This window comes from Catellatospora methionotrophica (assembly GCF_011297335.1).
Classification (GTDB): Bacteria; Actinomycetota; Actinomycetes; order Mycobacteriales; family Micromonosporaceae; genus Catellatospora; species Catellatospora methionotrophica.
In genome coordinates, this window is the sequence record NZ_JAAOTJ010000001.1 from 1,143,836 (window position 1) to 1,164,015 (window position 20,180).

Consider the following 20,180-nt stretch of genomic DNA (forward strand, 5'->3'; position numbering starts at 1 on the left):
TCCATAATTGACTAGCATGTGTCTCACAGGCGGAGCGGGGGCGTCGCCAGGCCCGCACGACCCGGCATCGAGCACCCTCGGGGCGGATCGCACGGCGGCCCGTACCCCGGCGCGTTGCGGAATCTCCTAGTGGGGGTTGGGGTCCTATGTCCTCGTCACGCCGATCACGACGGCCGGCTACCGCCGCGCTCGCCCTCGCGATGGCCGCGGCCGGCGTGTTCGGCCTGCCGGGAAGGGGCATGGCGGCCGGCACGACGCTGTTCGACCAGCCGTTCCACAACAACCGGCCCGACGGCCTCGGCGCGGTGGCGCTGCCGGCCGCGCCCGGCGGCGGGACGAACTCCGCCTGCCTGACCGCGGTCGGGAACCCGAACACGGGCGTGCTGCGCACCTGCGGCTCCTCGACCGACCCGCAGGGCTCGGGAAAGCTCCGGCTGACCGACGCCACGACGAACAAGCAGGGCGGGGTCTTCGGCGCGGTCAGCGTGCCGACCTCCCAGGGCCTGGACGTCACCTTCAACTCCTACCAGTACGGCGGGGGCAGCGGCGGGGCCGACGGGCTCGCGTTCGTGCTGGCCGCGGTCGACCCGGCCAATCCGCTGTCACCGTCGACGCTCGGGCCCTCGGGCGGGGCGCTGGGCTACTCGGCGGCGTTCAGCGGCAGCTCGTCCGGGCTGTCCCAGGCCTACCTGGGCGTCGGGCTGGACGTCTACGGCAACTTCAGCAACGCCACCTACCAGGGCACCGGCTGCACCAACCCGGCGTACATCAGCACCACCGGCCGGGTGGCCGGGCAGGTCGTCGTACGCGGACCGGGCAGCGGCGGCGTCGGCTACTGCGCGATCAACAGCACCGCGCTGACGACCCTGGCCCTGCCCCTGGCGCTGCGGGCCTCGACGCGCTCGGCGTCGGCGGTGCCGGTCGAGGTCGTCGCGAACACCACCGCGTCGTCGTTCGTCACCGCCTCGGGCATCACCGTCCCGGCCGGGCAGTACCGGATCAGGTTCACCCCGGTCGGTTCGCTGGTGGCGCTGACCCTGTCCGGGAACCTGCCGGTCGTGCCGTCGACGCTGTACCCGTCACCGAGCTGGCTCAACGCCAGCGGCTATCCCAAGCAGCTCGCGTTCGGCTGGGTCGGGTCGACCGGGTCGATCACCGACTTCCACGAGGTCGACAACGCCAAGGCGGTGTCGTTCAACCAGGTGCCGGACCTGTCGGTGACGCAGACCAGCTACACCGGTTCGTCGCCGCAGCCCGGCGACCCGGTCACCTACCTGATCACGGCAGGGGTCGACGCCGGAGCCGACGAGACCGTCCCGATCTCGGTGACCCAGACCCTGCCCGCGGGCGTGGTGCCCCGTGGCGCCTACGGGTCCGGCTGGACCTGCGCGACGCCGGTGGGGCAGAGTTTCACCTGCGTCAGCGGCAGCGGCCCGTTCCCGGCGGGCAGCACCCTGCCGCCGATCACGGTGGTGTCCATCGTGACCGGAGCGGCGGTGACCCCGGCGCTGATCCAGACGACGACGGTCGCGACCGCGTCGTCCAACGACGCCAGCCCCGGCTACGCGGCGACCACCACCCCGGCGACGCCGCCCCCCGCGCCCAGCGGCATCACCGTCAGCCCGGCGGTCGGCCCGTTCGCGGGCGCCAACGCGGTCACCGTCAGCGGGACCAATCTCGCCAACGCGACCGCGATCGAGATCGGCACGGTGACCGAGCAGCAGGCAGGCACGCCGGTCGTGCTGCTGCCGTGCCCGTCGGGACCGGCCGCGGGCTGCTTCACCACCAACGCCGACGGCACCCTGTCCATCTCGTCGATGCCGGGCCGGGCAGCGGTCGCCGCGGTCAACGTCACCGTGGTGACCCGTGGCGTGGCCGGGGCGGCCGCCTACGCGTACGCCGCCGTGCCCGCCGCACCGGCCGCGCCGACCGCGGTCGCCGGAGTCACCAGCGCCACGGTGACCTGGACGGCCCCCGCCGCCAACGGCACCCCCATCACCGGGTACACGGTCACCCCCGTCAAGGACGGCGTCGCCCAGCCGGCGGTCACCTTCGACGCGAGCACGACCACCAGGACCCTGACCGGGTTGACCGCGGGCGCCTCGTACACGTTCCGGGTCGCGGCGACCAACGCGCTGGGCACCGGCCCCGACAGCCCCGCCTCGGCGGCCGTGGTGCCCTACACCGTGCCCGCCGCCCCGGCGATCACCGCGGTGGCCGCGGGCGACAACGCCGCCTCGCTGAGCTGGACGGCACCGGCGAACGGCGGCTCGCCGATCACCGGTTACACGGTGACCCCGTACCTCGACGGCGTCGCCCAGCCGGTGCGGACCTTCCCCGCCACGGCCACCACCCAGAACATCACGGGGCTGACCGCGGGCAGCACCTACACGTTCCGGGTCGCGGCGACCAACGCCGCGGGCACCGGTCCGGCGTCGGCGGCGTCCGCGCCGGTGACGGTCAACGCCCCGCCGACGCTGACGTTCGCGCCGCCACCGGGAGGCAAGGTCTTCACCCCGTACAGCCACCAGCTGACGGTGAACGGCGGCACGAGCCCGTTCACCTGGTCGGTGAGCGCCGGTTCGCTGCCCGACGGGATCACCCTGAACGCGGCCACCGGCCTGCTGTCGGGCACCCCGACCGTGGCGGGCACCTTCTCGTTCACGGTGCGGGTCACCGACGCCGTCGGCCAGAGCGCCACCCGCCCGGTCACCCTGGTCATCGCACCGCTCGGCGGCCTGGCGATCAGTGTTCCGGCGTCGGCCTCACTCGGCACGACCGGCGCGGACGCGGGCCCGGTCTCCGGGCGGCTCGGCGTGGTCACCGTGACCGACGACCGCGGCCCGGCCGCCGGAAGCTGGACCGCGTCGGTGTCCATGACGGACTTCACGACCGGCACGGGATCGGCGGGCCAGACCATCCCCGGCGGCTCGGTGGTGTACTCGTCCGGTCCGGCGGTGCTCACCACGGGTACGGGGCTGTTCGTGCCGCAGCCGGGCACCGCGCTGGACGCGCGCCGGTTCGCCGCGGGCTGGCAGGGCCTGCTCAGCGCCGCGAACTCGGCAGCGTGGAACCCTGGACTGGCGGTGACGCTGCCCACCGGGGTGGTGGCCGGCACCTACCAAGCCGTGATCACCCACTCGGTGCTGTAGGACTCAGCGACCCCGTGCGCGGCGGCGGGCGGCGAACACGGTCGCGGCTCCGGCGCACACCAGCAGGATGCCGAACAGCAGCAGCGTGACGACGCTGGTCCCGGTGACCGGCAGCCCCGCACCGGCCGGCTGCGGCGCGGGTGGCTGCCCGGCGGCAGGCTGCGCGGGCCCGGCACCGTTCGATCCCCCGCCGGAGGTGCCGCTACCGGAGGCACCGCCGCCGTTCTGCGACCCGCCGCCGTTCTGCGAGGACCCGCCGTCGCCGGAGCCACCGTCGCCGGAGCCGCCGCCGTCCGATCCGTCGTCACCGGAATCGCCGTCGCCGTCGTCGTCGGAGTCGTCGCTCGGCGACGGCCGCGGGCTCGCGCCCGGAACGACTTCCAGGGTGACACCGGAGGATCCGGGCGGTGGCGTGGCCGCCACGGCCAGGCCCGGCGGCCTGCTCTCGGCGGAGACCGGGGCTGCCGCAAGCACCCCCACCGTCAGGGTCAGGGCTGCGGCGGCGGACCCGAGCACGCCCCAGGCGGCTGCGCGTGACCCGGCCGGTTCGGGGCGGGGAGACCTGTCGTCGGGCGTACCAGGGAGCATGAAGATCACCCTAGACACCGCGCGGCGAACGTGAAGCCCATTCGTCTGCTTTGGCATGGAAAGCCCGGCTGCCCCCGAGTGGGACAGCCGGGCTACCCGGGCTCAGACGTACAGGTCCTCGTCGTACTCGGCCCGCGCGCGACGCCGCCTGCGCACCAGATACCAGGCGAGCGCGGCGAGGAGCACGGCCACCAGCACGGCCACGATGATCAGCAGCGGTCCGCCGCCGGACACCGGCTCCAGCGCGGTCGAGTCGGCGGCCAGCGGCAGCGAGAACTGGCCGGTGGCCACGCGCTCGATCATGCCGCTGCGCAGTTTCAGCTCCGCGTGCCACACCCCGTCCGGCATCGACTGGCCGATCGGGGCGCTGACCTGGCCCTGCTGTCCCGGCAGGATGGTGACGCCGGTCGTGACGCCGAACGGCCCGGCCCGGACCGTCTCGGTGTCGTTGGCCAGCGACATCGAACCGGTCATGTCCAGCGCCCGCTCGCCGGTGTTGGTCACCCGCGCGGTGAGCACCGGCCACTGCCCCGTGCCGCGCTCGACGGCCAGGCCCTCGATGCGGAAGTCCGTCGGCGGTTCCCCGCCGGGACCGACGTCGAGGTACACCCGCACCCCGACCCGGTGGATCTGCAGCACGTTGCCGCCCTTGCCGGGCGGGCTGGTGATCTGCGCCCACACCGCGCCGTAGCGCTCCCCGCGCGAGGCCGCGTCGGGCACGGCGATGGTGACCTCCACCGCCTGCTTGGCCCCGGGCGCGAGGTCGATCAGCTTCGTGGCCAGCCGGGTCCACCGGCTGAGCTCGTTGCCGCCGCGGCCGTCGGTCACGGTGAACGTGTTCTGCTCGATGTTCGCCGCGCCCGAGTACAGCTCGACCCGCTGGGTCTTCGGCGAGCTGTTGCTGACCTCCACCCGCCGCTTGATGGTCATGCCCGGCGTGACGTGGTCCACGATGTACGCCCGTGCCCGCGGGTCCTCGACCCGCGCCACGGGGATGTCCAGCAACTGCAGGCCCAGCCCACCGGCGGCTGCCCCCGGGTCCTGACGGGCCTGCCGTCCGGCCTCGGCCGGCGCCGCGAGCACTCCGAGCGCCACGAGGGCGGCGGAGGCCAGCAGCACCGGCCGGCGGACGCGGTCACACCACCGAATGCGTCACCGTCCCGGTGTAGATACCGCCGACGGCGTCCGAGGGGATCGCGACCACGAGGGTCGGGTTCCAGGTCGCGGAGTTGCTGCCGGTGCCGCCGGTGTGCGAGAACGCCGTGCGGGGCACGTTGATGACCTGGGCCGCGGCCGCGTTGATCTGGCCGGGGGTGAAGGTGCCCGTGCCGAGGGTGATCGTGGCCGGGCCGGACCAGTACTTGACGTTGGCCGCCGGGATGGTCTCGCCGGGTCCCGCGCCGCCGGTGGTGAAGGCGGTGGACACGACGCTGGCGGTCCACGCGGGGGTCAGCAGGGCCCGCAGGTCCAGGACGACCACCGGGCCCATCTGACCGGAGATCGTGGTGCCCTCGGAGCCGGTGCCCAGGTTGGACGCGAGCGGCACCGAGATGGTGAGCCCACCGGACCCGACCACGGTCAGCGTCACGATGGTGTCCCCCGGTGCGGCCGCGGCGGGGCTGGCCAGCCCGACGGCGGTAGCCGCCGCGGCCAGCATCAGGGAGATGAGCCTCTTCTTCACTGAACCTCCGTTTTGCGAGGATTGGGGTGATTCCCATCACGAAGTTTAGTTAGGAATGGGGCATATCAGCCGAGAATCGCAATACCGGCGATGGCGCGATCAAAACAACCCGATGGCCGGTACGGCAGCGGCGGCCGCCGGGAAGGCGACCGCCGCGTACACCCACCCGATCAGTGCAGAATGTTGACGTTGAGTTCCCGCTCCGCGGTGCGGATGCCCTGGTAGACGGTGTCGCAGTCACCCTCCACCCCGCCGGCGAGGATGCCGTACGCGACGTGGCTGGCGAACATCGGCGCGCCGCTGTCGCCGGGCTTGCTGCAGTTGGTGGTGCGGCCCAGGTTGCGCATCGGCAGGCCGCCGAGATTCGCGGTCAGGCCGAGCTCCGTGACGTGTCCGCAATTGCTCATGCGGGTGGCCTGCCCCGTCGTGCAGACGCGCATGCCGACGACGCTCATGTTGTCGGAGCTGATGTGATAGGTCTGGTTCTCGGTCGTCTGCAGGCTCCACGTCACCATGACCCACGGCTGCGGATTCCACCCGATCTCCGACGGGTCGTCGATCCGGATCAGCGCCATGTCCCCGATGTAGGTGTCGAAGATCCAGCGGTGCACCGCGCCGATCTTGAACTCGTGCAGCCCCGCGTTCTTGCTCCACCAGTTACCGGTCCGGCCCATCGCGCAGTGCCCGGCCGTCACCAGGTACTTCTTCGTGTCGACCTTGCTCTGTGCCACGAACCCGGCCGTGCAGGACGTCACGCCCGGATAATTGATCTTCACTGCACCGCGCAGCGGTGGATCGCAGTACGGCGAGACACAGCCCGCGAACGCCGCGAACCCGCGACCCGGCGCGGCGCCGAAGACCAGACCCGCGCCGAGCCGGGCCCGCGCCGCCTCCACGAACGCCTTCTGCGCGGCGCTGAGCACCCCGTCGGCGGGCAGGCCGAGCTGCACCGCGTTGAGATCGGTGCGGATGCCCGCGCTCAGCGCCACCGCCGCCCCCGCGTTGACCCGGATCACCTCGCCGGCCAGCCAGTCGTTGTCGGCCGACAGCCGCTCCCAGGACCGCTTGACCGGGACCAGGTCGTACACCGACAGTCCCAGTTCCGCCGTGGCGGCCTTGACCGTCGCCTGGACGCCGCCGTCGACCGCGGTGGCCCCGATGGTCACCCGGTCGCCGTCGCGCACGTCGATCCACAGCCCGCCGTACCGGCTGCCGAGCTCGGCCGTGAGCCGGGTGTCGAGATCGGGCGCGACGAGCTGCCAGGCCATCCGCTGCCGGGCCTCGGCCTCGGTGATCCCCCGGTCCTTGGCGAAACCCGCCGCCTCCTCGGCGAACACGTCCACACCGGTGGGCGCGGCGGCGGCCGCGACCGGCACCAGGGGTGTGGCCAGTGCCAGCGCGAGCGCACCGGCCACGAGCCGTCTACGTCGGAACATGATGGTCTCCTCGATCATGGGGCATCCAGGAACTCACCATCGTCACCGCCGTTCCCGGCGGCCACCTCACGTCGCCCTTGTGACTGTCGGCTAGGCAGCAGCCGCCGCTTTCAGCCGTGCTTCAGAACCGCGTCAGGCGCCGCTGCCACGGTGTGGCCACGGGTGCCGAATCCCCGGCTCCCGGACCGAGAAGAGGTAGCGATGAAACTGAGCAGAAGGCTGACCCTGCTGACCATGGCCGTGGTCAGTGCCGTCGCGGTGGTGGCCGGACCCGCCGCGGCCGGTGACCGCGACCTGCGGGCCGTCACCATTAACGACGTCAAGCCCGACACCGCGCTGTCGCGGCTGCAGGCCGAGGCCGAGAAGGCGCTCGGCGTCCGGCTGCCCTCGCCCTCGCAGGTGACGCTGGTGGATTCGGCACGGGAGCTGAGCGACGAGCAGATCGCGGCGCTGGCGTCGGGCAAGGACGCCGACGGCGTCAAGCGCCTGGGTGACTACAAGGACCCGACTCCCGACACGACGGTCGACCAGGTCGCCCGCCAGATCGGGGTCGGCGACGTCGTCCTGTGGGAGTGCGTGGTCGTCTACTGGCCGCCGTATGTCATCTACTTCTGCCGGCCGCTGGTCTACCGGGCCTGACCGCCCGCACCGGGGCTCCGCGCCTGCCGCGGAGCCCCGGTTTCGCACTATGGCTGCGCCACCAGCCGGAACGACTGCGCACCGGTGCCGTTGCAGGTGAACTGCACCAGTTGCACGCTGTCGGCGGTGGAGGAGTTCGGGACGTCGAGGCACTTGCCGCTGTGCACGGACACGAAGTGGTAGTAGCCCCCGCCTTCGGCCACCGGCGTCCACTGCTGGTTGCCGCCGCCCCCGTACGCCCAGAGGTGCACGACCGCGTTGTCGGCGGCGGACACCCCGCTGACGTCGAGGACCTGCGCGGCGTTGTTGCGGTTGTTGACGCGCACGTTGCTGCCGACGGGCTGGAACTGGTACTGCTGGGCGTTGGTGTTGTTGCAGGTGTACTGCTGGATCGCGGTGCCGTTGGCGGTGCCCGCCGCACGGGCGTCGACGCACTTGCCGCTGGTCTTGTTGACGATGCCGTACCAGGTGGTCGAGGAGATCGGCCCGCCGCTGCCACCGGGGTCGGGGCAGCTGCCGCCGGTGCCGACGGTGTCCACGTGGGTGGTCCCCAGGCCCCGGTAGGCGTTGACCCGGTTACGGGCGACGTCGCCCGAGATCACCTCGTTGCCCGCGAAGTAGAGCCAGTCCACCTGCTGGATGTAGGTGCTGCGGCCACCCGAGTGACCGGAGTTGTCGATGAACCACAGGTTGTAGTTGATCGACATCGGCGTCTCGGGGTAGTACTTGTCGCCGTGGTCGGCGACCAGGGCGCCGTCGATGAAGTACTTGACCCGGCCCCCGCTCACCTGCGCCACCAGATCGTGCCAGCCGTCGTAGCTGCGGCGCTGGACGGCGTGGACGTTGTCGGCGACCCACGGCTCGGCCTGGTAGGTCTCCCAGGTGGTCTCGAAGAACGCCGGGCCGGTCTCACCCCAGCCGCCGTTGGCCAGGTACTCGAAGTCGATCTCGCCGTAACTGGGGTCCATCGCGTACGCCAGGGGGGTGATCGTGAAGAAGGTCTCCACGACGCGGTCGCCGTCGTTCCCGGCGACGGGGGCGTCGGTGAACCGGACCCGGCTGGCGTAGGTGCCCTCGAAGAACTTGCGCTGGTGGTAGATCTCGGTCTGGGCCGTGCCGCCGCCGGTGCCGTCGGTGTAGGACGACAGTTGCAGGACCTTCTGCCCGTCGGCGACGGGGAACGTCACGTTGGACGGCAGCCAGGAGGCGCCGGGGATGCCCGGCCCTCCCCCGCCGCCGCGCACCGTCCAGTGACGCGCGGCCAGATTCGGGTCGGCGGACGAGCTGTACTGGAAGTCGTCGAACAGGACGCTGCAGCTGGCGGCGACCGCGGGCAGGGGCGCGGCGACACTGACCAGCCCGGCGGCGAGCAGCAGGATCGCCGCGCCTGAGGCGGCGGGTTTTCGGAACATGAGGACCTCCCGGGACGGTGGGCATAATGTTCACTGACATATTGAGACAGTGAAAATTATGACTGTCATCCCCCCACAGTCAAGAGTTTTTAGACGGGTAACCGCTCTCCGAAACAGGTGTCTTCGCAGGAAATCTTGATGGAAGCGCTCTCACCACCCGAGACACCACTGCGGCGTGGTGGGGCGGCGGCAGGTTCAGGAGGTCGCGCTCGTGTCAGGAACCGGTGGAGCGGTCCAGTCGGCGTGCCGGGCCATCGAGCGCAGGGCGACCCGGGAGGGGGTCATCCGCATCAGCGCATTGCGCAGGCCCACAGCCACCGGGTTGCTCAGTTGCTGGCCCAGTCGGCCGATCTGTGCCGCGGCACGGGCGACCTGCTGCGACCGGGGGCGGCGCAGCCGGTCGTAGGCGGCCAGGGCGGCCGGGACGTCGTCGCGCGGGCCGCACAGCGCGGCGAGCACCACCGCGTCCTCGATCGCCTGGTTGGCGCCCTGACCCAGGTTCGGCGTCATGGCATGGGCGGCGTCGCCGAGCAGCGCGACGTGCCCGTGCACGTAGGACGGCAGCGGTGTGGCCAGGTGGCGCAGGTCGGTGCGGATCACCGAAGCCGGGTCGGTCGCGTCGAGCAGGGCGGGCACCGGTGCGTGCCAGTCGCCGAACCGCGCCCGCAGGGCCGCCATCGCGTCGTCGCAGCGGAGTCCGGCGGGCGCGTTGACCGCGGCGAACCAGTAGACGCGGCCGTCGCCGAGCGGAACCGTGCCGAACTCGGCTCCCGGTCCCCAGCTGATCGCGGCCGCGCGGGCACCGGACCAGGGTCCGGTCACGCCGAGCCAGGCGGTCGAACCGGAGTGCACCGGGCCGGGATGACCGGGCCAGAGCTGGGCGCGGACCGCGCTGTCGATGCCGTCGGCGGCCACCACGAGCGCGGCGTCCCCGGTCGTGGTCACGCCGCCGTGTCGGTAGGTGACCTGCTGCCCGACCGCGGTCACCTCCGCCGCCGTGACGATCGCCGTGGCGGGCAGGGCCGCCCGCAGCATCTCGTGCAGTTTCGCCCGGTGGATGCCCAGTGCGGCCGTGCCCCGCAGGCGGTCCATCGCGCCGGGGTCGATCCGCGAGATCCAGCGGCCCGACGCGGTGCGGGTGCCGCCGGGCGCGTCGGCCCGACCCGCGGCGCGTACGGCGTCGCCGACGCCGAGCGCGTCGAGCCCGCGCAGGCCGTTGGCCATCAGCGTCAGGCCCGCGCCGACCTCGCCGAAGCGCGGCGCCCGCTCCAGCACGGTGACCTGCCAGCCACGGCGGCGCAACCCGATGGCCGCGCACAGGCCGCCGATCCCGGCTCCGATGACTATCGCCTTCATGCCGCACCCTTTCTACAGCTGTAGAAGCGGCATACTACAGGCGTAGAAAGCGAGGGTCCACGTGGTCACCCGGTATGCCGTCATCACCGACGCCGCCATCGCGCTCGTCGCCGAGCAGGGCATGCGCGGACTGACCCACCGCGCCGTCGACGCACGGGCCGCCCTGCCCACGGGCACCACCTCGGCGTACTACCGCACCCGCAAGGCACTGATCGAAGCGCTCGTGCAGCGGCTCGCCGACCTCGACGCCGCCGATCTCCAAGCGGGCGACCTGCCCGCCGACGACGTCCCGGCGTACGCCCCGAGCATGCCCCTGAGCGACACGGACCTGGACGCGATCGCCGCCGCGACCGGCGCGCTGCTGGACCGGTGGCTGACCGACGGCCGCACCCGCGCGCTGGCCCGCTACGCCTGCGTGCTCGAGGCGACCCACCACCCGGAACTGCGCGACATCCTCGGCCACGGCACCGCCGCACGCGCGCAAGCCAGAGCCATGCTCGCCGCGGCGGGAGCGACCGACCCCCAGCGGGCCGGGGACCACTTCGTGGCCTGCGTCGACGGTCTGCTGTTCGATCGCCTCGCCGGAGCCGGGGCGCTGACGGCCCCGCCCCCGGGCACCGCGCGGAACCGCGCCGACCTCACCGCGGCGGTACGGGCACTGCTGCACGCCCTGGCGCGCTGAGCCCACCCGCGCCGACTTCCCGTTAGTTTGGGTAACGGCGGTTGCGGGCAGATTCCCGCGTCCGCGAACGAACTGATCACGCATCCGGCGAACGAAGGAGATGATGACCATGGCTGCCCTGCCACCCGTCGTCGACGCCACGGCCTGGCGCAAGGAACTGGACGAACTGCGCGCCCGAGAGAAGGCGGCGACCAGGGAACTCGACGCGATCGCCGCCCAGCGGCGCAGGCTGCCGATGGTGCGGATGCCCGACTACACCCTGGTCGGGGCTGACGGCCCGGTCCGGCTCGCCGACATCTTCGACGGCCGGTCGCAGCTGATCGTCTACAACCACATGTGGGACCCCGACCCGGACGCGACGTGGCAGTGCGGCGGCTGCACCAGCCTCACCTCGTCGTACACCCGGCTGGACTTCCTCGCCGAGTACGACGCGCGCTTCGTCGTCGTCACCCAGGGCCCGATCGACGCGGCCCTGGCCTACGCCGACCGCGTCGGCAACAAGATGACCTGGTACTCCACCGCGGACAGCCCGTTCGGAGCCGACGTCGACGCACCGCCCGGCGGCGGCTTCGCGTTCAACGTCTTCCTGCGCGACGGCGACACCGTGTACCGCACCTGGCACACCAGCGGCCGGGGCGTCGAACAGCTCACGTTCACCTTCGCCCTGGCCGACGTGCTGCCCTACGGTCGGCAGGAGCAGTGGCAGGACTCACCGCAGGGCTGGCCGCAGAGCCCGGCGTACAGCGCCTGGCTCGACTCCCCCGACATCGCCCGCCTGTACGGCCCGGCCGCGCAGTCCGAGGACACGGACCGGCGGTAGATCACCTGATCGTGCCGGGCCCCGCCGCCGACATGGCCCTGCCTCCCTGCCGCACCTGCACGAGCCGCCGTGTGAGGGTCTCCCGCAGCGCGGCGGGCAGGCCGTCGGTCTCGATCAGCTCCGGCAGCAGCTCCGGCTCGATCGCGTACGCCCGGAAGGCCCGCGCGATCGTCACCCCGTGTGACGGACGGTCCTCGACCGTCACCGGATCTCCGGCCCAGATCTCACCCTGCTCCAGTACCCGCAGGCAGGCCCCGGGGCGCAGCGACCGGGCGAACGTCTTCGTCCAGCGCGGCACACCCATCCTGCGCTGGAACGTGATGCCCGGAACACGGCCGAACACCGGCTGCAGGACCAGCCGCGGGCCGACACGCCACCGCTCGCCGATGACCGCGCCGTTGACGTCGACGCCCTCGGTGGTCAGGTTCTCGCCGAACAGCCCGTTGGCCAGCCGCCGGCTCAGCCGCGCCTGCCACCAGTCGTAGTCCTCGCGCGCGTACGCGTAAACGGCCCGATCGTCGCCACCATGCTGCGCGATGTCGAAGATCTGGTCGCCGACCAGGCCGCTGTGCAGCCCCGTCGTCATCGGCCCCGGGGCGCGCACGGTGACGAGGTGGTCGACCGGGCGTTTGGCGATACCCGTCAAGCCCACGCCCGTGGCCGGGTTACGTTCGGGCACCGCCAGATTGACCGACATGATCCTGCTCACGACCGCAACCTACTGATTCCCGGCCCGGCTCGCCTCCGCATTTCTCCCGCCGGGGCCACCGGCCTCGCCGATCGGACGGCGGACCCTGCGGCGCTCAGCGAATCGGCGGTTCCGCGGTGCCGTCAGGAGGCGGCCTCCCAGACGTGCAGGTCAAGCGTGACCTCACCCGAGCTCTTGTCCACGCCGGTGATCTTCACCCAGGCCCAGCGGCCCTCGCCGGTCTTCACACAGAACGCGGTCCCGGCACGCGTCTTCTCCTGCTCGACGCCGCGCAGCAGCGCGGTCGCCGCCTCACAGGTCTGGTGGATCGGCTCCCCGCTGACCAGCGTCATGTCACGGTACGAGGCGATCCCGTAGGGGCCCACGCCGACAGCGCCGCGGATGTCCCAGCCGGAGATCGCGTTACGCACCACGCCCCAGTTGGGAGCGTCCGAGTCGAGGTCCATCGAGTAGTAGACGGGCAGGGTTACCCCCTTGGCCGCGCGCTTGACGGCGGGCTGCCCGGCCGCACTCGTGGCCTCGGGCGACACCGCGGCAGACGGGGACGGCACCGGGGCGCTCGCCGATGGCGCGACGCTGGGACCGGGGTCGCCGGTCGGCGTGCCCGGCGTCGGCGACTGCGCGCCGCCCGGCTGGCTGGCCGCCACGACGGTCTGCTCGGGGCGCAGCAGGCGGTCGCCGGCCGCGCCGACGGCGGCGGAGACGGCGATGACCGCCAGCAGGAGGAAGGTCGCGGGCAGGGCCTGCCGGTTGATCCAGGACCGGGCGAGCCCCCAGCCGGCGAAGCCGAGCGCGATGGCGCCCAGCAGCACGATGGCGAGCGCGCCGAGGTCGGTCAGGAATTCGAGCAGGGCGACGACCGTGCTGACGACGGTGGCGATCGCCGAGAGGGCGCCGCCGCGCGACCCGGTCGCCGGGCGTTGCTGGTCCACCACTTGTCCACCTTCAGAGCGAGCAGGCGCTCTCCACACGGAGCGCCCGACTACCAGGAAGCCGAAGCCGATCCGGACTGTAATCGCGCCGATACTCACTGACGTCGGGTTGTCCTCGATCCGACTGCGCATCCGGCCGAACGGTCGGCGACCACCTCGGGACGCCGGTCAGGACGCGGCGAGGCGGAAGACCGGCCAGCCGATCTCCGTACGCCATCGCCCGGCGACGGGGGTGTCTCGCGGACCGGCCGTGTACGTCTCGTGGATCGGGCCGTCGACGGCCAGTGCGTGCCGCACCACCCACGCGCCGAGCCGGCCGTAGGTGACGTCGATGTCGTCGTGCGGGCCGTGGTGGACGGTCGACGCGAGCTCCACCGCGGGCAGCTCGACGGCCCCGATCCGGCCCGCGGCGCGCGGCTCGCGAACCGGCCGGAAGACCATCGCGGCACCGGCCCCGTCGGTGAACAGCTCGTTGGCGTACTGCCCGCCGGGCGGCCCGGTCCGCTCCCCCGGCGGGAATGCCGCGTCCAACTCCGCCATCGCCCCGTCGTACCAGGCCAGCAGCTCATCGGCGGCGACCTGGGCGCTGATCGCGGCGACGGTGCGCACGGGCACGGCCCGCACCTGCACCTCCAGCTCGTCCGGTTCGGGTCGCAGCAGCTGCCGCAGTGACGCCACGGCCGCCCGGGTGCGGTCCAGTTCGGACTCCAGTCGCCGCAGGTGACCGGCGATCAGGTCGGCGCGCCGCCGCGGGTCGCCGGTGGCGAGAATCGACTTCACCTCGGCCAACGGCACGCCGAGCTCACGGAGCCGGTGGATGACCTGCGCCGGGGGGATCTGCGCGGGGCCGTAGTAGCGGTAACCCGTGACCGGGTCGACAGTCGCGGGCTCCAGCAGCCCCGCCTCGTGGTAGCGGCGCAGCGTACGCACGCTGAGGTGGGTCAGCGTGGCGAACTCCCCGATGGTCAGCCCTTGCCTCATCTGCCCAGTCTGCGCCCTCCCCCGGGGAGAGGGTCCACGACTTGACCCTCTCCCCGGGGGAGATCCGACAGTGGGCTCATGAGCGACGTCGACTGGGCCGAAGGCCGCACGATCACCACCGCCGAACTGCCTGCCGCGATCACGGCCTACCTGCTCGCACACCGCGACCACGACGTCCCCACCGCGGTGGGGACGTTCACGCCCGACGCGGTGGTGACCGACGACGGCCACACCTACCACGGGCTGGCGGAGATAGCCGGCTGGGTGGCAAGCACGGCGAGCGAGTACACGTTCACCACCACGCTGGTCGGCGCGAGCGCGGTCGACGCCGCGCGCTACGAAGTGCGCCAGCATCTGGAGGGCGACTTCCCCGGAGGGGTGGTGGACCTGCGATACCGGTTCACGATGCACGGCGCGTCGATCGCGGCGTTGGAGATCGCAGCGTGAAGTGTATTTTCTACCAATCTTCAACTTTTAGGGGTATTTGATGAGGACCTGGTTCATCACCGGTGGGACGCCGGGCGGGTTCGGCATGGCGTACGCCGAGGCCGCGCTCGAGGTCGGTGACCGGGTGGTGCTGACCGCCCGCAGCACCGGCCCGTTGCGGGAATGGGAGCAGGCCCAGCAGGGCCGGGCGCTCGTGCTGGCACTGGACGTCACCGACGCCGACCAGGTCCGGCGGGCGGTGGCCGCGGCCGAGGAGCACTTCGGTGGTATCGATGTGCTGGTCAACAACGCGGGCCGGGGCTGGTACGGGTCGATCGAGGGCATGGCCGACGCCGCCGTGCGGCAGCAGTTCGAGCTGAACTTCTTCGCGGTGCTGTCGGTCGTCCGGGCCGTGCTGCCGGGCATGCGGGCCCGGGGCAGCGGCTGGATCGTCAACATGTCGTCGGTCGCGGGTCTGGTCGGCGTGACCGGCTTCGGCCACTACAGCGCCACCAAGTTCGCGCTCGAGGCCGTGACGGAGGTGCTTCGCACGGAGGTGGAGCCGCTGGGTGTCCGGGTCCTGGCGGTGGAGCCGGGAGCCTTCCGCACCCGGGCGTACGCCGGTTTCGCCGACGAGCCGATCAGCGAGCCGGTCGCGGCGTACCTGCCGATGCTGGAACAGGTCCGCTCCGCGATGGTCGGCCAGGACGGCAGGCAGCCCGGCGATCCGCGCCGTGGCGTACGCGCCGTGATCGCCGCCCTGGCCCAGGACCCGCCGCCCCGCCGCCTCGTGCTCGGCGGCGACGGGTTCGACACCGTCGTCACCGCGCTGGAGCGGGACCTGGCCGAGGTGCGCGCGGCCGAGAGCGTCTCCCGCGGCGCCGACTTCCCCGCCTCCTGACCGGCGTCCACGTCTCGATGGCCGTGGCGGGATGTCCCAGGCAGCCGTTACCGTCGAGCCCATGTCCAGCCCCGCAGACGTGCCACAGGAGATCCTCGACCGGTTGCGGTCGATCTGCCGGCGGCTGCCTGAGACGTACGAGGAACCGGCGTGGATCGGCGTCCGCTGGCGGATACGCGCGCGCACCGTCGCCCACGTCTACACGCCGGACCCGGCACGCTCACCGGTCTACGCCGAACATGTGGTCGACGGCTCGCCGCCGACGGTGCTGACGTTTCGCACCCCGGTCGACGAGCTGCTCGGACTGACCGCCCAGGGCTTCCCGTACTTCCGCGCGCCCTGGGGCCACAACGTGGCCGCCGCCATCCTCGGCGAGCACACCGACTGGGCCGAGATCGCCGAGCTGATCACCGACAGCTACGGCGAGATGGCCCCGAAGTTCCTCGTCGCCCAGATCGCCGGGCCGTCGACATACAGGTAGACCTCCCTCGTGCGGCCTCGCGATCAGGCGGCCGACAGCGGGTCGGCGCCGTCGCCGTCGCGGATCAGCAGGTCCAGGTCGACGTAGTAGCGGCCCGACTCCCGCAGCTCGCCCAGCAGCACCCGCCGGGCGGCGTCGGCCACCAGCGCACCGCCGAGGCCGACCCCCGAGGCGAGCTGCGGCCAGCTGCTCAGCTCGACGCCGATGCGCGGGATCGAGGCGGCCAGCTTCGGGCTGATCTCGCCGATCATCTTGAGCACGTTGTCGATCACCTCGGCGCGGCTGAGGCCGTCCAGGTCCGCCGAGGTGGTCGGGCCGAGGATGCCGTGCAGCAGCGGCCGGTCGGGCTCCAGGTCGTAGCGTTCGATGTCGAGCATGCCGCGGTCGTTGGTGTCCATCAGCACCGGGATGCGGCAGGTCCGGGCCCATTCGCGGGCGGCGAGTTTGATGCGCGGCTCGTCGCACTCCTCGACCAGCAGGTCGATCGGGCCGCTGCCGCCGAGGAAGAACCGCTTGATGTTGTTGTCGTGCAGGCCGTCGGGGTAGACGTCCACGTCGAGGTAGGGGTCGAGTTCGAACAGCTGGCGGGCCGCGATGACGGTCTTGTTGACGCCTAGCTCGTGCACCCCGGCCCGCAGCCGGTTGAGGTTGGACAGGGCCAGGGTGTCGAAGTCGGCGAGGGTGAACGCGGTCGCGACGCCCTCCGTGGCCAGGGTCAGCGCGGCGCTGTTGCCGACCGACAACCCGATGACGCCGATGCGGCGGCCGGCCAGGCTGCGCTGCTGCTCCCGGCTGATCTTGCCGCGGTTGCGGTCGGTGCGCAGCAGGCGGAAGTCGTCGCGGTCCAGCAGGTGCACCAGCCGTCCCGACCACGGGTAGAACACCCAGGTACCGGCCTGCCACGGCTCGGCGCCGCCCAGGTGCTCGGCGGCGAGGCGGGCCAGCCGGCCCTGGTCGCCCTTCAGCGGCGGGTGCAGCGTCGCGACCAGGTCGGCGACCTGCTCGGCGTAGGTGTCGCAGACTTCGCGCACCCGTCCCGAGGTCAGCAGCTGCTCGAACCGCTGCCGGTCGCCGCCGTCGCCGAGCCGGAACAGTTCGGGCCGCCAGGCGAGCACGTCGCCCTCGCGTTCGCGCAGGGCCAGCAGGTCCGGGATCGTCACGTGTGCTCCTTCTACACCAGCCCGGCCGGGCCGGAGGCCGACAGAGCCGCCGGGGCGGCCGACTCCATGATGGACACCTCGGGCCCGTCGGGCTTCCACTCGTGCGCCAGTACGGAGTAGCTGACGACGTCGTGCCATACGCCATGGGTGTGGAACAGCTCGCGCATGAACCCCTCCTGGACCAGGCCGAGGCGGGTCATGCGCTCGTGCATGCGCAGGTAGTCGGTGCGCCGCCCGCCCCAGATCCGGTGCAGGGCCAGCGGGCCGAACCCGTACGCCATGAGCAGGCGGGAGGCGGTCACGCCCCGGCCCACGCCCGGGGACTCGGGGATCACGATGAGGCCGCCGAGCATCGCGTTGCGGCCGTACTCCTCGACCAGCAGCCGGACCACCCCGACCAGGTCGGGTGCGCCGTCGACGGTGATGGCCAGGGTGTACTGGGTGCGGGGTGCCCGGCGGGCCGCGGCCAGGTGCGCGTCGAGCGCCTCGGGCACCTGCTCGGCGGCCAGCTGGTCGAAGCCCATGAACTGGGTCAGGTCGGGATCGGTGTAGAGCCTCGTCAGCGCGGGCAGGTCCTGCTCGCCCAGCTCCCGCAGCACGATGTCCCCACCGTCGATGGTCACCGGAAAGGGCACGCGGCACCCCTCTAGTCTGCTGAACCCATGGCCGTGACTTCGATGTCCGCCGATCTGTTGCAGCGTAGGGGATGCGGCGGGGCGGCCACCTCCGCCAGCCGGGTGGGGCCATCGAGCCACGTCGACACCGCCGACCGGCCACGCAGCCGACACGGCCACCCGGACCGCCGTCGACGCCGGCAGCGCTGTGACCAGGCAGAACGGCTCGTTTCCCGAGGTCGGCCTGCTCGTTCCTCCTGGCAGACGCCGCCCTCGGGGTGGCGCGCGGCAGTGGCGGAAGGTGTGCGACGTGGTCGACCGCAGGCGGATTCTTCAGGCGAGCGTGGCCATCGGCGCCGCCGCGGCGCTGTCCCAGCAGGCCGGCTGGGCCTGGGCGGCGGGCCGGGCGGGCGCCCTGCACCCGAGGAAGATCCGCAAGTACGTCACGCCGCTGACGGTCCCGCCGGTGATGTCGCCCGAGCGGCGCGAGAAGGACGGCCCGGACCACTACCGGATCGGCGTACGCCAGTTCCGGCAGCAGATCCTGCCCAAGGGTATGCCGCGCACCACCGTCTGGGGCTACGGGGACGTGTCCCGGCCGGGCAGGTTCCGGACCCCGGCGGGCACCATCGAGGCGACCGTGGACCGCCCGGTGCGCGTCACCTGGGTCAACGAACTCGTCGACGGCTCCGGGGGCTTCCGCCCGCACCTGCTGGCGGTGGACCCCACCCTGCACTGGGCCAACCCGCCGGGCGGCGAGTCCGGCCGCGACTCCCGGCCCACCTTCACCGCGACGCCCGGCCCCTACCGGGGGCCGGTGCCGATCGTCACGCACCTGCACGGCGGCCGCTCGACACAGGACAGCTGCGGCTACCCGGAGGCCTGGTACCTGCCGCAGGCCCGCGACATCCCCCACGGGCACGCCACCGTCGGCACCTTCCACGACGCGTTCGGCGAGGAGTTCACCCACCGCCACGGCACCGCCTGGCAGCCCGGCTCGGCGACCTTCCACTACGGCAACGACCAGCGCGCGGCCACACTGTGGTATCACGACCACGCCCTGGGCCTGACCCGCCTCAACGTGTACGCCGGACTGGCCGGGTACTACCTGCTGCGCGGTGGTGCCGCGGACCTGCCGCCCGGCGTGCTCCCGGGGCCCGCGCCGCGGCTGGGCGACCGGCCCGGCACCCGCTACCACGAGATCCCGCTGATGGTGCAGGACCGCTCCTTCAACACCGACGGCTCGCTGTTCTACCCGGCCAGCCGCGCCTTCACCGACGACGCGGGGCCGTACCTGCCCGACGGCCCGTTCCCGCCGATCTGGAATCCGGCGTTCCTCGCCGACACCATGATGGTCAACGGCAGCACCTGGCCGGTGCTGGAGGTCGAACCGCGCCGCTACCGGCTGCGGCTGCTCAACGCCTGCAACAGCCGGGTGCTGATCATGAAGATCGCGGCGGACCGGCTGGCCGCGCGCCCGGCGCCCGCCGCGCTTCCGATCTGGCAGATCGGCAACGACGGCGGCTTCCTGCCCGAACCCGTGTCACTGCAGCAACTGCTGCTCGGCCCCGCCGAGCGGGCCGACGTCATCGTGGACTTCACCGGCCTGCGCGAGGGCACCGAGCTCTACCTCATCAACGAGGGCCCGGACGTGCTCTGCGCCGACGACTTCAACCCGTCGGACCCGGCCACCACCGGCCAGGTCATGAAGTTCACCGTCGGGAGGCTGACCGGCCGGGACCGCAGCGTCGCGCCCGAGGACCTGGACCTGCCCCGGATCCGGCCACTCGGCCACGAGACCAGGACCCGCCGCCTGGCCCTGGACGAGGAACTCGGGCACGACCACTCGGTCAAGATGATGCTCTACACGATCGGCGCGGACGGGCACGCCGACCCGCGCCACTGGCACGACCCGGTCACCGAGCAGCCCGCCCTCAACAGCACCGAGGTCTGGGAGCTGCACAACTGGAGCGCCCACGCCCACCCCGTCCACCTGCACGTGGTCCAGTTCGAGGTCCTCGGCCGGGGCAAGGACGGCAGGCAGCGACCACGGCCGGGCGACCGCGGCCTGAAAGACACCGTCCTGGTCTTCCCGGGCGAGATCACCCGGGTGAAGGCCGCCTTCGACCTGGCGGGGCGCTATGTGTGGCACTGTCACCTGCTCGAACACGAGGACAACGACATGATGCGGCCGTTCCTCGTGCGGTGAC

Annotated in this window: 19 protein-coding genes; 8 read left to right on the forward strand and 11 right to left on the reverse strand. The window is 72.3% G+C overall.

Annotation, left to right across the window (positions count from 1 at the left end; translation table 11 throughout):
- Positions 1-239: 239 nt before the first annotated feature.
- Entirely contained in the window at positions 240-3,152 is a 2,913-nt protein-coding gene (locus HAV40_RS04930; RefSeq protein WP_203671396.1) for a fibronectin type III domain-containing protein, read from the forward strand.
- Between the two features lie 3 nt (positions 3,153-3,155).
- Here HAV40_RS04930 and HAV40_RS37910 read toward each other — a convergent pair whose 3' ends face one another.
- From HAV40_RS37910 to HAV40_RS04950, 4 genes are all read right to left on the reverse strand, one after another.
- A complete protein-coding gene (locus HAV40_RS37910; protein ID WP_203671398.1) occupies positions 3,156-3,740 on the reverse strand; it encodes an LPXTG cell wall anchor domain-containing protein in 585 nt (194 codons plus the stop codon).
- A 102-nt stretch (positions 3,741-3,842) separates the two neighbouring features.
- The gene (locus HAV40_RS04940) at positions 3,843-4,859 is read right to left on the reverse strand and encodes a hypothetical protein (protein WP_166379383.1); all 1,017 of its coding nucleotides are present in this window, start codon (positions 4,857-4,859) and stop codon (positions 3,843-3,845) included.
- 16 nt (positions 4,860-4,875) lie between these two features.
- On the reverse strand, positions 4,876-5,421 hold the full coding sequence (locus HAV40_RS04945; protein WP_203671400.1) for a hypothetical protein: 546 nt from the start codon (positions 5,419-5,421) through the stop codon (positions 4,876-4,878).
- A gap of 170 nt (positions 5,422-5,591) precedes the next feature.
- The gene (locus HAV40_RS04950; protein ID WP_166379385.1) at positions 5,592-6,857 is read right to left on the reverse strand and encodes a S1 family peptidase; all 1,266 of its coding nucleotides are present in this window, start codon (positions 6,855-6,857) and stop codon (positions 5,592-5,594) included.
- Positions 6,858-7,058: 201 nt separating this feature from the next.
- Between HAV40_RS04950 and HAV40_RS04955 the strand changes: the two genes are divergently transcribed.
- Positions 7,059-7,496: a hypothetical protein gene (locus HAV40_RS04955; protein ID WP_166379387.1), complete on the forward strand. Its 438-nt coding sequence runs from the start codon at positions 7,059-7,061 to the stop codon at positions 7,494-7,496.
- A gap of 47 nt (positions 7,497-7,543) precedes the next feature.
- Here the strand turns inward: HAV40_RS04955 and HAV40_RS04960 are convergent, their stop codons facing one another.
- A complete protein-coding gene (locus tag HAV40_RS04960; protein ID WP_239086336.1) occupies positions 7,544-8,908 on the reverse strand; it encodes an RICIN domain-containing protein in 1,365 nt (454 codons plus the stop codon).
- 195 nt (positions 8,909-9,103) lie between these two features.
- Positions 9,104-10,264, reverse strand: a complete 1,161-nt coding sequence (locus HAV40_RS04965; RefSeq protein WP_166379390.1) for an FAD-dependent oxidoreductase — start codon at positions 10,262-10,264, stop codon at positions 9,104-9,106.
- A 61-nt stretch (positions 10,265-10,325) separates the two neighbouring features.
- Between HAV40_RS04965 and HAV40_RS04970 the strand changes: the two genes are divergently transcribed.
- Both HAV40_RS04970 and HAV40_RS04975 read left to right on the forward strand, forming a co-directional pair.
- On the forward strand, positions 10,326-10,946 hold the full coding sequence (locus tag HAV40_RS04970; RefSeq protein WP_239086337.1) for a TetR/AcrR family transcriptional regulator: 621 nt from the start codon (positions 10,326-10,328) through the stop codon (positions 10,944-10,946).
- Between the two features lie 109 nt (positions 10,947-11,055).
- Positions 11,056-11,766, forward strand: coding sequence for a DUF899 domain-containing protein (locus HAV40_RS04975; protein WP_203671402.1), 711 nt, complete (start codon positions 11,056-11,058; stop codon positions 11,764-11,766).
- Position 11,767: 1 nt separating this feature from the next.
- On the opposite strand, the gene HAV40_RS04980 is transcribed toward HAV40_RS04975, so the two are convergent.
- The 3 genes from HAV40_RS04980 to HAV40_RS04990 form a co-directional block, all read right to left on the reverse strand.
- Complete coding sequence (locus tag HAV40_RS04980; RefSeq protein ID WP_166379394.1) at positions 11,768-12,475, reverse strand: MOSC domain-containing protein; 708 nt, start codon at positions 12,473-12,475, stop codon at positions 11,768-11,770.
- 122 nt (positions 12,476-12,597) lie between these two features.
- Positions 12,598-13,407: a hypothetical protein gene (locus HAV40_RS04985; protein WP_166379396.1), complete on the reverse strand. Its 810-nt coding sequence runs from the start codon at positions 13,405-13,407 to the stop codon at positions 12,598-12,600.
- A 168-nt stretch (positions 13,408-13,575) separates the two neighbouring features.
- Entirely contained in the window at positions 13,576-14,388 is an 813-nt protein-coding gene (locus tag HAV40_RS04990; protein WP_166379398.1) for a MerR family transcriptional regulator, read from the reverse strand.
- A gap of 78 nt (positions 14,389-14,466) precedes the next feature.
- Here HAV40_RS04990 and HAV40_RS04995 point away from each other — a divergent pair, with 78 nt between their 5' ends.
- The 3 genes from HAV40_RS04995 (at position 14,467) to HAV40_RS05005 (ending at position 16,196) form a co-directional block, all read left to right on the forward strand.
- Positions 14,467-14,835, forward strand: coding sequence for a nuclear transport factor 2 family protein (locus tag HAV40_RS04995; protein WP_166379400.1), 369 nt, complete (start codon positions 14,467-14,469; stop codon positions 14,833-14,835).
- A gap of 40 nt (positions 14,836-14,875) precedes the next feature.
- Positions 14,876-15,715 (forward strand): SDR family NAD(P)-dependent oxidoreductase, encoded by an 840-nt coding sequence (locus HAV40_RS05000; RefSeq protein ID WP_203671406.1) that lies wholly within the window; start codon positions 14,876-14,878, stop codon positions 15,713-15,715.
- Between the two features lie 61 nt (positions 15,716-15,776).
- Positions 15,777-16,196: an MmcQ/YjbR family DNA-binding protein gene (locus HAV40_RS05005; RefSeq protein ID WP_166379404.1), complete on the forward strand. Its 420-nt coding sequence runs from the start codon at positions 15,777-15,779 to the stop codon at positions 16,194-16,196.
- Positions 16,197-16,219: 23 nt separating this feature from the next.
- On the opposite strand, the gene HAV40_RS05010 is transcribed toward HAV40_RS05005, so the two are convergent.
- Both HAV40_RS05010 and HAV40_RS38315 read right to left on the reverse strand, forming a co-directional pair.
- Positions 16,220-17,356, reverse strand: a complete 1,137-nt coding sequence (locus HAV40_RS05010; protein ID WP_239086341.1) for a ThiF family adenylyltransferase — start codon at positions 17,354-17,356, stop codon at positions 16,220-16,222.
- An 11-nt stretch (positions 17,357-17,367) separates the two neighbouring features.
- Positions 17,368-17,991, reverse strand: coding sequence for a GNAT family N-acetyltransferase (locus HAV40_RS38315; RefSeq protein ID WP_239086343.1), 624 nt, complete (start codon positions 17,989-17,991; stop codon positions 17,368-17,370).
- Positions 17,992-18,280: 289 nt separating this feature from the next.
- Here HAV40_RS38315 and HAV40_RS05015 point away from each other — a divergent pair, with 289 nt between their 5' ends.
- Entirely contained in the window at positions 18,281-20,179 is a 1,899-nt protein-coding gene (locus HAV40_RS05015; RefSeq protein WP_166379408.1) for a multicopper oxidase family protein, read from the forward strand.
- The last annotated feature ends 1 nt before the right edge of the window (position 20,180 follow it).

Coding starts and splice junctions, on each gene's coding strand:
- HAV40_RS04930 (WP_203671396.1), top strand. CDS start 240: ATGGCGGCCGGCACGACGCTGTTCGACCAGCCGTTCCACAACAACCGG.
- HAV40_RS37910 (WP_203671398.1), bottom strand. CDS start 3,740: ATGCTCCCTGGTACGCCCGACGACAGGTCTCCCCGCCCCGAACCGGCC.
- HAV40_RS04950 (WP_166379385.1), bottom strand. CDS start 6,857: ATGTTCCGACGTAGACGGCTCGTGGCCGGTGCGCTCGCGCTGGCACTG.
- HAV40_RS04955 (WP_166379387.1), top strand. CDS start 7,059: ATGAAACTGAGCAGAAGGCTGACCCTGCTGACCATGGCCGTGGTCAGT.
- HAV40_RS04960 (WP_239086336.1), bottom strand. CDS start 8,908: ATGTTCCGAAAACCCGCCGCCTCAGGCGCGGCGATCCTGCTGCTCGCC.
- HAV40_RS04965 (WP_166379390.1), bottom strand. CDS start 10,264: ATGAAGGCGATAGTCATCGGAGCCGGGATCGGCGGCCTGTGCGCGGCC.
- HAV40_RS04975 (WP_203671402.1), top strand. CDS start 11,056: ATGGCTGCCCTGCCACCCGTCGTCGACGCCACGGCCTGGCGCAAGGAA.
- HAV40_RS04990 (WP_166379398.1), bottom strand. CDS start 14,388: ATGAGGCAAGGGCTGACCATCGGGGAGTTCGCCACGCTGACCCACCTC.
- HAV40_RS04995 (WP_166379400.1), top strand. CDS start 14,467: ATGAGCGACGTCGACTGGGCCGAAGGCCGCACGATCACCACCGCCGAA.
- HAV40_RS05000 (WP_203671406.1), top strand. CDS start 14,876: ATGAGGACCTGGTTCATCACCGGTGGGACGCCGGGCGGGTTCGGCATG.
- HAV40_RS05005 (WP_166379404.1), top strand. CDS start 15,777: ATGTCCAGCCCCGCAGACGTGCCACAGGAGATCCTCGACCGGTTGCGG.